The 13,483-nt window shown below is 65.4% G+C and carries 12 protein-coding genes; 4 read left to right on the plus strand and 8 right to left on the minus strand.

Annotated elements, in window-relative coordinates:
- Positions 1 to 25 precede the first annotated feature (25 nt).
- Together AB1286_RS05095 and AB1286_RS05100 are read left to right on the plus strand one after the other, a co-directional pair.
- Positions 26 to 676, plus strand: coding sequence for a glutathione S-transferase family protein (locus AB1286_RS05095; protein WP_430362247.1), 651 nt, complete (start codon positions 26 to 28; stop codon positions 674 to 676).
- A gap of 274 nt (positions 677 to 950) precedes the next feature.
- A complete protein-coding gene (locus tag AB1286_RS05100) occupies positions 951 to 2,981 on the plus strand; it encodes an alkaline phosphatase family protein (protein ID WP_430362248.1) in 2,031 nt (676 codons plus the stop codon).
- Positions 2,982 to 3,073: 92 nt separating this feature from the next.
- On the opposite strand, the gene AB1286_RS05105 is transcribed toward AB1286_RS05100, so the two are convergent.
- Positions 3,074 to 4,969, minus strand: a complete 1,896-nt coding sequence (locus tag AB1286_RS05105) for a DUF3857 domain-containing transglutaminase family protein (RefSeq protein WP_430362249.1) — start codon at positions 4,967 to 4,969, stop codon at positions 3,074 to 3,076.
- A 47-nt stretch (positions 4,970 to 5,016) separates the two neighbouring features.
- Entirely contained in the window at positions 5,017 to 5,919 is a 903-nt protein-coding gene (locus AB1286_RS05110) for a helix-turn-helix transcriptional regulator (protein ID WP_430362250.1), read from the minus strand.
- A gap of 86 nt (positions 5,920 to 6,005) precedes the next feature.
- Here AB1286_RS05110 and AB1286_RS05115 point away from each other — a divergent pair, with 86 nt between their 5' ends.
- Entirely contained in the window at positions 6,006 to 6,566 is a 561-nt protein-coding gene (locus AB1286_RS05115; RefSeq protein WP_430362251.1) for a hypothetical protein, read from the plus strand.
- Between the two features lie 7 nt (positions 6,567 to 6,573).
- Here AB1286_RS05115 and AB1286_RS05120 read toward each other — a convergent pair whose 3' ends face one another.
- A complete protein-coding gene (locus AB1286_RS05120) occupies positions 6,574 to 7,821 on the minus strand; it encodes an aminotransferase class I/II-fold pyridoxal phosphate-dependent enzyme (RefSeq protein ID WP_430364988.1) in 1,248 nt (415 codons plus the stop codon).
- A 104-nt stretch (positions 7,822 to 7,925) separates the two neighbouring features.
- Between AB1286_RS05120 and AB1286_RS05125 the strand changes: the two genes are divergently transcribed.
- Positions 7,926 to 8,777, plus strand: coding sequence for a LysR substrate-binding domain-containing protein (locus AB1286_RS05125; RefSeq protein WP_430362252.1), 852 nt, complete (start codon positions 7,926 to 7,928; stop codon positions 8,775 to 8,777).
- Positions 8,778 to 8,821: 44 nt separating this feature from the next.
- Here the strand turns inward: AB1286_RS05125 and AB1286_RS05130 are convergent, their stop codons facing one another.
- The 5 genes from AB1286_RS05130 to AB1286_RS05150 all read right to left on the minus strand — a co-directional run bounded on the left by AB1286_RS05130 (position 8,822) and on the right by AB1286_RS05150 (position 13,480).
- Entirely contained in the window at positions 8,822 to 9,127 is a 306-nt protein-coding gene (locus AB1286_RS05130; protein ID WP_430362253.1) for a HigA family addiction module antitoxin, read from the minus strand.
- Positions 9,128 to 9,253: 126 nt separating this feature from the next.
- A complete protein-coding gene (hutG, locus tag AB1286_RS05135; RefSeq protein WP_430362254.1) occupies positions 9,254 to 10,066 on the minus strand; it encodes an N-formylglutamate deformylase in 813 nt (270 codons plus the stop codon).
- A gap of 65 nt (positions 10,067 to 10,131) precedes the next feature.
- Entirely contained in the window at positions 10,132 to 11,523 is a 1,392-nt protein-coding gene (locus tag AB1286_RS05140; RefSeq protein WP_430362255.1) for a formimidoylglutamate deiminase, read from the minus strand.
- A complete protein-coding gene (gene hutI, locus AB1286_RS05145; protein WP_430362256.1) occupies positions 11,520 to 12,803 on the minus strand; it encodes an imidazolonepropionase in 1,284 nt (427 codons plus the stop codon). The genes AB1286_RS05140 and hutI overlap by 4 nt, the downstream gene beginning before the upstream one ends.
- A gap of 29 nt (positions 12,804 to 12,832) precedes the next feature.
- Positions 12,833 to 13,480: a HutD/Ves family protein gene (locus AB1286_RS05150; protein ID WP_430362257.1), complete on the minus strand. Its 648-nt coding sequence runs from the start codon at positions 13,478 to 13,480 to the stop codon at positions 12,833 to 12,835.
- Positions 13,481 to 13,483: the final 3 nt, after the last annotated feature.

The raw sequence follows: 13,483 nt of genomic DNA on the forward strand, positions 1-13,483 counted from the left end.
CGTACCTAAACCAGATACTTCCGACATGGACTATCGACTCTATTACTCCCCCGGCGCCTGCTCGCTTGCCGTACACGTCGTGCTCGAAGAGATCGGCGCGCCTTATGCGTTGGAAGAGGTTTCCGTCGCCCGCTCGGAAAATCGGCAGGCTCGCTATCTTGCGATCAACCCTAAAGGCTTCGTCCCCGCGCTCGACATCGCCGGCGAATCGCGCGTTCTTACGGAATTGCCGGCCATTCTCGTCTACCTGGCCAAGCGACACCCCAAAGCCGGTCTGCTGCCGAACACGAACGCCGTCGACGAAGCGCGCGCGCTCGAGTGGCTGTCGTGGCTCGCAGGATGGGTGCATGGCGTGGGCTACGCCGAGCTCTGGCGACCGGAACGGTTCAGCGCCGCCGATTCCGCTCCGCATGAGACGCTGCGCGCAAACGGCCGCCGCATCGTCCAAGAGGCCTACGTCAAGATCGAAGAGACGCTCGGAGACGGACGCATGTGGGCGATGCCGAGCGGCTATTGCATCGTCGATCCCTTTCTGCTCGTGTTGTATCGCTGGGGCAATCGCATCGGCATGCCGATGCGCGAGCAGTACCCTGCATGGACCGCCCATGCCGAACACATGGTCGAGCGCGCGGCGGTACGGCGCGCGCTGGAGCGAGAGGGTGTCGCGATAGAGTAACGAGCCGTTACGTCCAAGGTCATTCACCCTGACATCCGCGCAAGCCGCCCACCGGCAAAAACGGGGCGGCTTGCGTGCGCACCTTACACCGTGTCAACCGCTCGCCTTGCGAGCGTCACATTCCTTTCGCGCATACGTCATCGTCGACCGGTATCGTCGACGACACAAACGATCCGTCGATCGAATCAAAGACGCGAAGAGGCCGAAGGCCCGCCCCACCACATCGCTACGCTTCCAATCCCCGCAGTCGGCTGTCAGTCAACGGAGATTCGCAATGAAGCGATACAACAAGCTCAGAGGTGGTAATCCGATTAACCCGCTTGCGCGCGCCGGTATCACGCTCGGCACGCTCTCGCTCGCAGCGGCCGGCGCGCTCCTGCCCGCGCTCGCCGAAAGTCAGCCGCACGATCCATCGACGGCAACCGTCACGCCGATCAAGCACGTGATCGTCATCGTCGGCGAGAACCGCACCTTCGACCAGGTCTTCGGCGCATTCAAGCCGCGCGCCGGTCAGCGCGTATCGAACCTGCTGTCGAGAGGCATCATTACCGCCGACGGCAAACCTGGCCCCCACTTCGCGCTCGCCGCGCAAAACACCGCGCAAGCCGTCGATCCGATGCGTTTCGACATGAGCCCTGGCGGCAAGCAGCCCTATCCGGTCCTACCCGCTCCGAACACGGGCTCGGCGCCGACCGCCGCGAGCGACACCAACGCCCCGCCGTTCGCCACGCTTGCCGCCGCGCAAGCGTTCGAAGGCGCCGTGCTCGAGGCGCGCGATGTCGCACAACTGACGACGGGCGCCACGGGCCTTGCCCACCACGTGCCCGATACGCGCTTCGGCGCAAACACGTTCGCGCTGCCTAACGGCCCGTACCAGATCTCGCGTGTCGGCCCCGACTACGACCAGTACATGGCGAGCCCCGTGCATCGCTTCTATCAGAACTGGCAGCAATCCGATTGCAGCGCGGCGCACGCGACCGAAGCGAATCCGAGCGGCTGCGCCATGGACTTGTTCGCCTGGGTGGAAACGTCGGTCGGCGCCGGCGCCAACGGCAAGCCGCAGCCGGCCAACTTCACGGACCAAACCACCGGCGAAGGCTCGACGGCGCTCGGCTACTACAACGTCAACACGGGCGACATGCCCTACTTCACGGAACTCGCGCGTCGCTACACCATCAGCGATAACTATCACCAGCCCGTCATGGGCGGCACGGGCGCGAACAGCATCATGATCGGCACGGCCGATGCCCTGTACTACACGGACGGGCACGGCCATATGGCCATGCCGCCGTCCAATCAAATCGAAGACCCGCGGCCGGCTCCCGGCACCAACAACTGGTATGCGCAAGACGGCTACTCGGGCGGTTCGTATAGCAATTGCTCCGACCCGCGCGCGCCCGGCGTCGGTGCCGTCAGAAGCTATCTGGATTCGCTGCCGTACCGCCCGAACGCGAATTGCGCGCCCGGCGCCTACTACCTGCTCAACAACTACAACCCAGGCTATAACGGCGACGGGACGGTCAATACCAACGCGTTCACGATCCCGCCGTCGCCCGTCCGCACGATCGGCGATACGTTGCTCGCAAAAGGTGTCTCGTGGAAATACTACGGCGAGGGCTGGAATTCGTTCGTCGCCAATTCGCCGACGAGCACCTACTGCAACATCTGCAACCCGTTTCTCTACGAAACGGCGATCATGACGAAGCCTGAAATCGTCAAGGCCCACTTGCAAGACGCGACCGATCTGTACGCCGATATCGCGCGCGGGACGCTACCGGCCGTCTCGTTCGTGAAGCCGGGCGGCTTGCTCGACGGCCACCCGTCTTCGTCGAAATACGGCTTGTTCGAGGCGTTCTCGCGCAAGATCGTCGATGCGGTACGCAACAATCCGAAGCTGTGGGCATCGACGGCGATATTCATCACGAACGACGAAGGCGGCGGCTACTACGATTCGGGCTATATCCAGCCGGTCGACTTCTTCGGCGACGGTCCACGGATTCCGCTGATCGTCGTGTCGCCGTACTCGCGCGGCGGCCGCGTCGTGCACCAATACGCCGATCACGTCTCGCTCGTGAAGTTCATCGAACGCAATTGGCAACTCGCGCCGATCACCCAGCGCAGCCGCGACAACTTGCCGAACCCTGTGCAGTCGTCCGCCAATCCGTATGTGCCGGTCAATGCGCCTGCGATCGGCGATCTATTCGATGCGTTCCGCTTCGACCGTCGACACCATGGTGACGGTGACGGCGATGGCGACGACGGCGACGAGCACAATCAAGGGGGCCTGGGCTGGTCGCCGTTCTAAAGACCGGCCCGCGCGACTCGATGCAATAAACCGATAGACAATCCGCCCGGCGCGAGACGATGCGTGCCGGGCGGCATCGACGATCGCGGCAATCAGCGCACGGCGTGCGCCGTCTTCGCCTGTACGACGATTTGCGCGGACGTATCGCGTTCGATGCGCAGCAGCGCATCGCGCATCGCGTCGAACGCTTGCGGACTGCACACTTGTTTTCCGAACCGCGCCTCTAACCGGCGCGAAATCTGCACCGCGCGCGACACGGGATCGAAGACATAGTGCGCCGCGTATCCGATCGGGCCAGCATCGATCGTGACGTCCGACGGCATATAGACGAGCGTCAAATCTCGCGGCAACGTCACGACACCTTCCTCCGAAAACGCGCCATCCATGCAGACGTACGATTGCGTCCGCACCGATTCGGCGAGCCAGCCTTCGACTTGCGATGCGATACCGCCCGCGAAGCTCGACAAAGCCGGAAAGGCACTGGTGCCATTGGACCAAACCAGATGCTCGATCGCGCCGGTCATCGTCACATCGAACGGACCGCTCGACGCATTCACGTCGCCGGTTTCGACCGTGGCCGTGGCGCGCAGCCCCGTTTGCCGCAGCCGCTCGCGAGCAATCAAAACGGCACGTGCGGGCGTCGCACGGCGAAATACGTTGCGCTCGAGTTCGGCCGTAAAGCCCCCGTCCTCGACCCGATAGCCGTAATGCGCATCGCCGCTCTCGCCGATATCGATCGCCAGACGCGCCCGCCGTTCGCGCGCCTGGGTCGCCGGGGTACGCGTCAATACGCCGTCGTCGACGAGCAATGCCGGCCGGTCCATGACGCTCGGCGGCAAAAATCCGAACGCGATGCCGCCGCCCGCCGTGGTATCCGCGAATCGATCGAGCGCGGCAATCCATACGATGACGTGATTGATCGCTCCGGCGCCGTAGCCCGGCACGGAAGGCAGCGTGTAGACCGCGCCCGAGCCCAATAACGCCGGCTCGCTGCGAATTCCTACCGCCGCGAGCAAGGCGCCGTATAACGCCACATGGTCTTTGCAATCGCCATAGCGATGATGAAGGATGTCGACGACCCGATGCGGTTTTGCCGCCGTCTCGCCGAGAAAAAGCGCGACGTAGCGGATATTGGCCCGGACCCAATCGTATAGGCGCGCCGCCTTCGTCCAGTCATCCGGCGCGCCACGCGTGAGCGCTTGTGCAAGTGCGACGACTTCCGGATCGCTCGCACTCGGATCCTTGGCGTTATCCCGGTATCGCTCGGCAAATGCCGCATAGCTCGGCAGCGTCGTTACCATCAGCCGGTCGCCGTCGTTCGCCGCCCCGACCGCCCCTTGCTCGGCCCGCGCAAACGGACCGTGCCGATAGTCGAACTCGTAGCGCGTGCGCTCGCCGCTCGTGACGGGCTCGCGCGCCACATAGCCGCGCGCATCGAAGTAAAGCGGCATATCGGCCGGCAGGTCGAAAACGAGCCGCTGATCGAGCACGCTCTCGGGGGCCGGTACGGCGAAGTATTCGAACATGCCGGCCTGCGCCGCCTTGCGCGATTTGCTGAACGTCAGATGCGTGCGCCAGAGCGGCTCGATACCGGGGAAGATCACGGTTCGCAAGACACCGTCTTCGAACGTCGGCGCGCCGGCCGCGCGCGGCTCCTCTATATCGCGAATCGCATCGGGGCCGACCGGATGCACGCCGCCGTGCGGATCGATCGACTCGGCAGACAGCGCGTCGATCCGCTCGATGTCCTTGTTGAACCATACGTAGCGCTGCGCGATGTCGTCGATGCCGGCGACGGTATCGGCCCGCAGCGTGGCGTCGTCGTGTTCGACGACGGAGCCGTCATGCGCGACGATGAAAACATGCAGATCGGATTCGATCGTGACCGGGCTCGACTCGCTCGTCTTGGCCGTATCGGGCGCCGCATACGCGAAGACGCCCCCGAGCGAGACCGCCCACGCGCACAAAGAGACCGCCAAGCACCGCATGCGCCGTCGTTCGCGAGGCGGCGGGCCAACGCGATGCAGGCGCACACTCATCGCTGCCAACGCTTGCGATACGCACGCGGCGCGACGCCGAACTCCGCCCGAAACGCACGGTTGAAATTCGACAAATCGGCAAAGCCGCAAGCAAACGCGATGTCAACCACCTTGTCGGGGTCATCGGCCAGCGATTGCGCGGCATGGCGCAAACGCGCACGAAGAACGTATTGATGCGGCGTCACGCCGGTCGCGCGCTCGAACGTGCGTAAGAAATGATACGGGCTGAGTCCCGCGTGCTCGGCAAGCCGGTGCACGCCGAGCGCGGTGTCGGGTGCGTCATCGATCCACTTGAGCGTATCGACGACACGCGCCAGCGCACCGCGCGGCAACGGTTTCGGCTCGACCGAGCGAGCGCCGTCGAAATGCCGCAGCACGCGCGCCGCCAAGCTCAATGCCATTTCATCCCACGGCACGTCGGGGCCATTCGCCGAAGCGGCGACCCCAGCGCCGGCGGTGGCAACGTACGATGCCAGCTCGCGCGTCGGCTCGATGCGTGCGCCGGCGAATGACGGCGCGCGGCCCGCATACCCTGCATCGGCGAATAGGCGCTCGAAGAATTCCGGCCGATAGTGAAAGGCGATGCAACGATCGCCGGCGCGATGACGGTGGCCGCACTCGAAGCATTCGCCGGCGTTGCCGAGCAAGACGGCGCCGGGCGTCATCAACGCATGCCCCGTCGCGCAGCGGTATTCGAACGCGCCGGCCACGACGAGCGCAATGCAAAACGCGCCGTGGCGCTCCTCGAAGGCCGCATCGCCGGGACCGCAGGTGCACAGCACGTCGGCCACCGAATACCCCTCGCCGCTCGCGACGATCCGAGAGGCCGTCGCTCCCTTCGATGCTTCGCGTGCCCGGCGCGCGAGCGCGTGCTCCAGATCCAGCGCAATTTTTGCCAAGTTTCGCCTCGCTGCACGCCTTACCGTACTCGGACATACCCGGCGTGCGTGAGCGCCGGTCCATGACCCTTCACACGGAGATCGACATGAACCCCATCGGAAGCGGCGCCTCGGGAGCGTTCCTTTCGGCCCTGGCCTCGCCCGGCCGTTCGCCGCGAATCGACGAAGCCGACGACGTCTACGGCTGGCTCGTCGGCAGCTGGGCGCTGCAAGTCCTCCATTACCGCGGGTACGACGTGCGCGGCGAGGACCTGACCGGCGAGATGCATGCCTGCTGGGTGCTGGAGGGACGCGCTGTCCAAGATACTTGGATTATGCCCGCTCGCGAGGATCGACGCGCGGGGCGCATGGCGCGCGATCCTCAAAACGATATGTATGGGTCGACACTGCGTGCATGGGACCCTGCGATACGCGCATGGCGCATCGCATGGAACAACCCGGCGGGCGGACATCGAGAAGCGCAGATCGGCCGGCGCATCGGCGCCGACATCGTACAAACGGGCTCGCGCGCCGACGGCCAAGCGACGCGCTGGCGCTTCACGGAGATCACCGCCGATCGCTTTCATTGGATCGGCGAAGCACTCGATCCCGATGGCGAGACCTGGCGGCTCGAAGGCGAATTCATCGCCACTCGCATCGGCGCGTAAGCGTGCGTCATGCGCGGCGACGCACGCCTTCGTCCAAGGCGCGGAGCAACGACAGCCCGATGACCTGCGCCGCTTGCTCGATCTGCGCCGGGCTGGGGCAGCTCGGCGCGATACGCAAATGCCGATCGCGCGGATCGTCCCCATAGGGAAACGCCGCACCGGCGGGCGTCAATACGACGCCCGCTTGGGCAGCCAATTCGACCGTCCGCTTCGCGTAGCCGTCCGGCGTGAAGAGACTGACGAAATAGCCGCCTTTCGGTTTGGTCCAGGAAACATCGGCCACCTCTCCCAGCAACGCTTGCAGCGACGCCTCGAGCGCCGCGAACTTCGGCTGCAAGATCGCCCGATGCCGGTCCATCAGCCCCGCAAGCGTCGCCCGGTCGCGCAGATAGCGCACGTGCCGCAACTGGTTCATCTTGTCGGGCCCGATCGTACGGACCGACACGCAACGTTGCCACCAATCGACATTGCGCGGCGACGAAGCGAAGAGAGCCAACCCGGCGCCGGCCAACGTCACCTTCGATGTCGACGCGAACATCAACGCCCGATCGGGATGACCGGCACGCACGCACTCGCCGATGATGTCGGGACTCGCATAACGTTCTTCGGTTAGGTGATGAAAGCGGTAGGCGTCGTCCCAAAACAAGCGGAAATCGCTCGCGGCCGCGGGCATTCGGGCCAAACGCCGCACGACTTCGGGCGAGTAGATCGCACCGGTCGGGTTGCTATAGAGTGGAACGCACCACATACCTTTGATTGCCGGGTCCGCCGCGACGAGCGCTTCGACGCGCGCCATATCGGGCCCGTCGTCGTTCATCGGCACGGCGATCATGCGAATGCCGAGGGCCTCGCAAATCGCGAAATGCCGGTCGTACCCGGGCACCGGGCATAGGAACGCCACTTCGTCGGCAAGGCGCCAAGGCTCCCCCGAGTTGATGCCGCGCAACATGGCGAAGGCGATCGCATCGTGCATGAGTTCGAGACTGGAATTGCCGGCGACGACCACCTGGCTCGGATCGAGCCCGAGCAATTGACCGCCTAGCTCACGCGCCTCGGGCAAACCGAGTCCATGGCCGTAATTGCGGCAATCGATGCCGTCGCGCGAAAGGTAACCGGCCGCCGCCGCGTCGTCGATCAGCGCCTGCGAAAGATCGAGCTGATCGGCAGCAGGCTTGCCGCGCGTCATGTCGATAGCCAAGCGTCGCGCTTTGAGCGCTTCGTAAGTCGTCGTCATCGTTCGTGTTTTGTCGGAAATGAATGGGGACCGGCCAGTCGCGAACGAGTATGCCGGCTAGGCTGCCTTCAGACAAACGCGTTATATTGATCCGCATCTTCAGTTTTTCTGATGGCGAATTTTCGATGAAGACACTCGATATAGACGTGCTGACGATGGTCGTTGCCGTGGCCGACGCGGGCAGCTTCGTGCGCGGCGCCGCCTCCGTACACCGTTCGCAATCGGCCGTCAGCATGCGGATCAAAGCGCTCGAACAGGCGCTCGGCAAGCCGGTTTTCGAGCGGCGCGCGCGCAGTGTCGTGCCGACGCCCGAAGGCTTGATACTCGTCGATTACGCCCGGCGCATGCTTGCGCTGCGCGACGAAGCCTGGGCCGCCCTCGTGCATCCGCAGGTCAAGGGGCGCGTGGTCATCGGCGTGCCCGACGACTATGCCTCGTCGCTCTTGCCGCCCGTGCTGCGCAAGTTCTCCGCCACGTACCCGAAGGTCGAGATACAGGTGATCGGTCTGCCCAGCCATGCGCTGGCGCCGCTCGTGACCGAGAACAAAGTCGATCTCGCTTGCATGACGCGCATGCATGGACTGCGCGGCAAACGGGTCCGGCTGGAACCGACGGTGTGGGCCGGCGCTCCGCGCGGCGCCGCGCTCTGGCGTGAGCGTCCGTTGCCGATCGCCGTATTCGCGGCGGGCAGTGTCGCGCGCGAAAACGCGATTCGCGCGCTCAAGCGAGAACGGATCGCCTACCGCACGTCGTATGAAAGCCCTAGCCTGCTCGGCTTATTCAGCATGGTCGAAGCGGGCTTAGCCGTCGCGCCGATCGCCCGGTGCGCGATGCCGGAGCATTTCGTCGAATTGGGCCGCGCGCACGGACTGCCGGCGCTGCCGCCGCTTGAAATCGTGCTCGCGCGCAGCGCGGGATCGGGCCGCCCCGAATGCGACTTCCTCGCGGAGCAGATATTGGAAGAGCTAAGTGCGTGATCGTCGGGCGAGGCAACGCTTCGGGCGAAGCGTCCCCGCGAGCGTCAGAACAACGAACGCTGGCGCTGTTGCGCCATCGAGATGACGTTTAGTTCGTCGAGGCGCTTGCGCGCTTTGGCGAGGTCGTGCACCAATTGCCGTTGGAGCCATGTTTCGGCGCCGCCGCCGAACGCTTTGTCGAGACGCAGCGCCATTTCCGGCGAAATGCCTGCCTTGCCGCTGAGCAAATTCGTCAGCGCCTGGCGGCTCACACCGAGCACCGTCGCGCCCTCCGTCACGCTCAAATTGAAGCGATCGAGGCAAAGTTGGCGCACGATCGCGCCCGGGTGACTGTTGTCGGTATCGGCCATGGCCCGAAACCATAGCGGCGCAGCATCGATCCGTCAATCGACAAGTGCCGATTGTCTACCGGACGCATCGCCGCGGCTTCAAGCGGGTTGACAGGCGCGCGGCGTTACGCTCAGCGAAGGGGTAAGTCAAACGCGAGATAGACGATCGAGTGCTTCGTCCAGCAGCGTCTCGAGCAACGGCTCGACGCGCGCAGCCAGCGTCTCGTCGTAGGCATGCGGCCGCGTTTCTTGCATATAGGTAATCTGAGACAGCTCGAGTTGCACCGCATGGATGCCTTGGTCGGGCCGGCCGTAGTAACGCGTGATGTAGCCGCCTTTGAAGCGGCCGTTCGCCGCGGCCGTATAGCCGCCGTGGCGGCCGACGCACTCGGCCAACGCTTGTGCCATCCCGGGGGCGGCACTCGCGCCGTTTGCCGTGCCGAAATTGAAATCGGGCAAGCGCCCCTCGAAGAAGCGCGGCACGTGCGAACGGATGGAATGCGCCTCCCACAGCAGTACCGCGCCATGCCGCGCCTTCAGTTCGGCGAGCGTGCTCGCGAGCGCATCGTGATAGGGCTGCCAAAATTGGGCCACGCGACGCGAAACTTCGGCCTGAGTCGGCTCGCCGCCCGGATGGTAGAGCGGCGCTTTCTCGAACGTATCGATCGGCAAGAGACCCGTCGTGTCCTGCCCCGGGTAGAGATTCTCATTGTCGGGCGGCCGATTGAGATCGACGACGTAACGCGCGTGCGACGGCACGATCAAGGATGCCCCGCGGCGCGCCGCAAACGCATAGAGGCGTTCGAGGTGCCAGTCGCAGTCGTCGACGTAGCGGGCGACGTCGGTCATCGTCGCCGAAATATCGGCCGGAACGTGCGTGCCGACGTGCGGCATCGAAATCAGAACCGGCAAGGTGCCGGGTCGGACGGAAAACACGGCGGGGTCGAGCGTAGCGTTCATGGAGATATCGGTCGAATTCAAATCAACGCCCAAGACGAGTGTCCTTGAGTCCTTCGCTTCATACGTTACGCCTGCAAACCCGCGACGGCTTCGCGATAAGCCGCATAGGCCGGTGCTTCGTCTCGATGCCGGCCCTCGCGCACGACGCAGCGCCCGCCCGTGTGCACTTCGGCGATCGGCGCATCGCCATGTTCGCAGAATACGACGGCGGCGAGCCAATCGTTGGGTCGACGCCCATCGAGGCTCGGGTGGGCGGGATCCAATACGAGCCAGTCGGCGCGCCGCCCGGCCTGTAGGGCGCCGATGGCGCGGCCGCTGGCCCGTGCGCCGCCGGCCAATGCCGCGTCGACGAGACGCTCGGCCACCTGCGGCCGCGTGGCCGACGCCAGCACGTTGCGTTGTCGCAGCGCGAGACGCTGCCCGTATTCGAGCAGTCGCAACTCCGAACGCCAATCGACCGCGATATGACTGTCCGAGCCCACGCCGATTAAGCCGCCGGCATCGAGATATCGCTGCGCCGGAAAAATTCCGTCGCCCAAGTTCGCTTCCGTGGTCGGACACAGACCCGCCACGGCGCCGCTCGCGGCCAACGCCGCCGCTTCGGCATCATCCACGTGCGTCGCATGAACGAGGCACCATCGCGCGTCGACGTTGAAATGATCGAGGAGCCAAGCGACGGGCCGCGCGCCTGTGGCGGCAAGGCACTCGTCGACCTCGCCCGTCTGCTCCGCGATGTGGATATGGACGGGCGCGCCCGGAAGTTGGGCATCGAGCCCATCGAGCAGTGCGTGCAATGAAGGCTGCGATACCGCGCGCAACGAATGCGGCGCGACGCCGTACGCCAGTGCGCCATGCTCGGGCCGGGCACGGCGCAGCGTCAGCAACAACTCGAGCAACGATTGCGGCGTATTGATGAAGCGCCGCTGATCGGGGCGCGGCTCGCGCTTACCAAACCCGCTGTATTCGTAGAGCACGGGCAACATCGTCATCCCGATCCCGGCCTGCGAGGCGGCATCGACGACGCGCTGCCCTAGTTCGGCAACCTGTTCATAGCGGCTGCCGTCGAGCGCGTGATGCACGTAGTGAAACTCGCACACGGACGTATAGCCGGCCTTGAGCATTTCGATATAGAGCCACCGTGCGATCGCCTCCAGCGCGGCGGGCGTGATGCGCGCCGCGAGCCGATACATCAGATCGCGCCAACTCCAAAAGTTATCGCCCGCTTGCGCGCGGTATTCGGCAAGTCCGGCCATCGCGCGTTGGAACGCATGCGAATGCAGATTCGGCATGCCGGGCATGAGCGGCCCATTCGCGCGCGCGACTCCCGGCGGTACCGGCGAATCGGGCGTCACGGCCGTCAACATGCCCTCGTCGTTCCATTCGAGCAGCACGTCGCGCCGCCAACCCTGCGGCAAATACGCATGCGCGGCGAACAATGCATTGCCGTCGGTCGTCACTTCACGCTCCTTTCGAACCCTTCGAACGAATCGGCTTGTCCTTCGGTACGCCCCGTCCACGGCGAAACGGGCGCCGTATAAACCGTGGCGCCCGCGCGTACGACGCGAGCCGCCAACGGGCGGCCGATCCAGTAGGCCAGCTCGGCCAGCGTACCGACCGGCCAGACGACGAAATCGGCGGCCCGGCCCGGCGCGAGTTCGCCATGCCGTTCGCTTTGCCCCAATGCGCGTGCCGCATGCCGGGTGACCCCTTGCAGGACTTCAGGCACCGTGAGGCGAAACAGCGTGCAACCGAGATTGAGCATCGCGAGCAACGAGGTGGCCGGCGACGTGCCGGGATTGCAATCGGTCGCGAGCGCGATCGGCACGCCGTGCCGGCGCAGCAAGTCGATCGGCGGCGGTTGCGTCTCGCGGATGAAGTAATAGGCACCCGGCAGCAGCACCGCGACGGTCCCCGCCTCTTTCATCGCTTGCACGCCGGCCTCGTCGAGAAATTCGAGGTGATCGGCCGAGAGCGCACGATAGCGCGCGGCAAGCGCCGTGCCGCCCGATAGACTCAATTGCTCCGCGTGCATCTTCACGGGCAGACCCCGGCGTACGGCGGCCTCGAACACGCGCTCGCTTTGCGCGAGCGTGAATCCGATGCGTTCGCAGAACACATCGACCGCATCGACGAGCCCTTCGTCGGCCAGCGCGGGCAGCATCCGCTCGCACACTTCGTCGATATAGGCATCCGCGCGGCCCGCGTATTCGGGCGGCAACGCATGGGCGCCGAGGAACGTCGTGTACACCGAGACGGGGTAACGCCGGGCCAGCGCGCGCGCAGCGCGCAGCATCTTGCGCTCGCTCGCCGCGTCGAGCCCGTAACCGGATTTGATCTCGATCGCGCCTACGCCTTCGGCCAACAACGGCTCCAGGCGGGCGCCGGCCGATGCGATCAACGTCTCCTCGTCGGCCTCGCGCGTCGCGCGCACCGTCGAGACGATCCCGCCACCGCGCTTGGCGATCTCTTCGTAGCTCGCCCCCGCGAGCCGCAATGCAAACTCGTCGGCGCGATCGCCGCCGAACACGAGATGCGTGTGGCAATCGACGAGGCTCGGCGTCACCCAGGCGCCGCCCAGATCCTCGCTCGGCCAAGCGGCGAATTCGCGCGGCAGATCGCGCGCAGCGCCTTGCCACGCGATGATGCCGTCACGCACGGCTAACGCGGCGTCCGCGATCGACTCGCTCGTGTCCCCTCTCGGACATAAATCGAAATGCCGCCAAACCCGCTCGCTCATAATGACCTTGGAATATCGGCAACTGCCCGTTATAAGTATTGCAACAGCACAGCCAGCGCGGCACCCTCGCCCGTCACGTCGCAGTGCAGCGCCCGCGGCGCATCGAGCACGAGCGTATCCATCGCCCCGAGCGTCGCTTGCTCGGAAACGGCGCGCCGGGCACCGAACTGAGCGGAGTCGAGACGCACGTCGAGCTCGCCGTGCGCGCAAAACACGAGCGCGGCGTCGGCATCAAGCTTATGCACGCCCGAGCCTCGCCATACTTGCAGCTCGGCGCGCGCGCGATCGCGGCGCACCATCAGATTGAAATCGCGCGTAGCCCCGTCGACGAGCTCGGCGTGCAGCGACGCTTCGCCGTCGAACCTCGCTACCGCAAGCGGCTCCGTCAGCGCGTGCGTAGGACCTGCGCGTTCGCACAAACGCATGCCCGCGCCGGCAAGCAGCACGAGCGTCCGATCGATGCCCGCAAACGTCGAGAACGGTCCCGGCTGCGCGACGTCGGCCACGCTGACGCGCCAGACGAAGGTGTCCAAACTCGCCCCGACGGGGTATGCCGCGACCTCGCGTGTCATACCGCCACCGTTCTTCCAAGGCGTGGCCGCAAGCGCGCGCGCGCGGACGATCCGCAGCGGCAGGCGCGAGCGAGCGAGCCCCGCCGTCTGCGTTCGGATGCCCATGCG

Source organism: Trinickia sp. NRRL B-1857 (assembly GCF_050470685.1).
In the GTDB taxonomy this organism is placed as follows: Bacteria; Pseudomonadota; Gammaproteobacteria; order Burkholderiales; family Burkholderiaceae; genus Trinickia.

What these genes read in the sequence shown, in the direction of transcription:
- AB1286_RS05115 (WP_430362251.1), top strand. Translation starts at nt 6,006, where the DNA reads ATGAACCCCATCGGAAGCGGCGCCTCGGGAGCGTTCCTTTCGGCCCTG.
- hutG (WP_430362254.1), bottom strand. Translation starts at nt 10,066, where the DNA reads ATGAACGCTACGCTCGACCCCGCCGTGTTTTCCGTCCGACCCGGCACC.
- AB1286_RS05150 (WP_430362257.1), bottom strand. Translation starts at nt 13,480, where the DNA reads ATGGGCATCCGAACGCAGACGGCGGGGCTCGCTCGCTCGCGCCTGCCG.
- AB1286_RS05105 (WP_430362249.1), bottom strand. Translation starts at nt 4,969, where the DNA reads ATGCGGTGCTTGGCGGTCTCTTTGTGCGCGTGGGCGGTCTCGCTCGGG.
- AB1286_RS05100 (WP_430362248.1), top strand. Translation starts at nt 951, where the DNA reads ATGAAGCGATACAACAAGCTCAGAGGTGGTAATCCGATTAACCCGCTT.
- hutI (WP_430362256.1), bottom strand. Translation starts at nt 12,803, where the DNA reads ATGAGCGAGCGGGTTTGGCGGCATTTCGATTTATGTCCGAGAGGGGAC.
- AB1286_RS05095 (WP_430362247.1), top strand. Translation starts at nt 26, where the DNA reads ATGGACTATCGACTCTATTACTCCCCCGGCGCCTGCTCGCTTGCCGTA.
- AB1286_RS05130 (WP_430362253.1), bottom strand. Translation starts at nt 9,127, where the DNA reads ATGGCCGATACCGACAACAGTCACCCGGGCGCGATCGTGCGCCAACTT.
- AB1286_RS05125 (WP_430362252.1), top strand. Translation starts at nt 7,926, where the DNA reads ATGAAGACACTCGATATAGACGTGCTGACGATGGTCGTTGCCGTGGCC.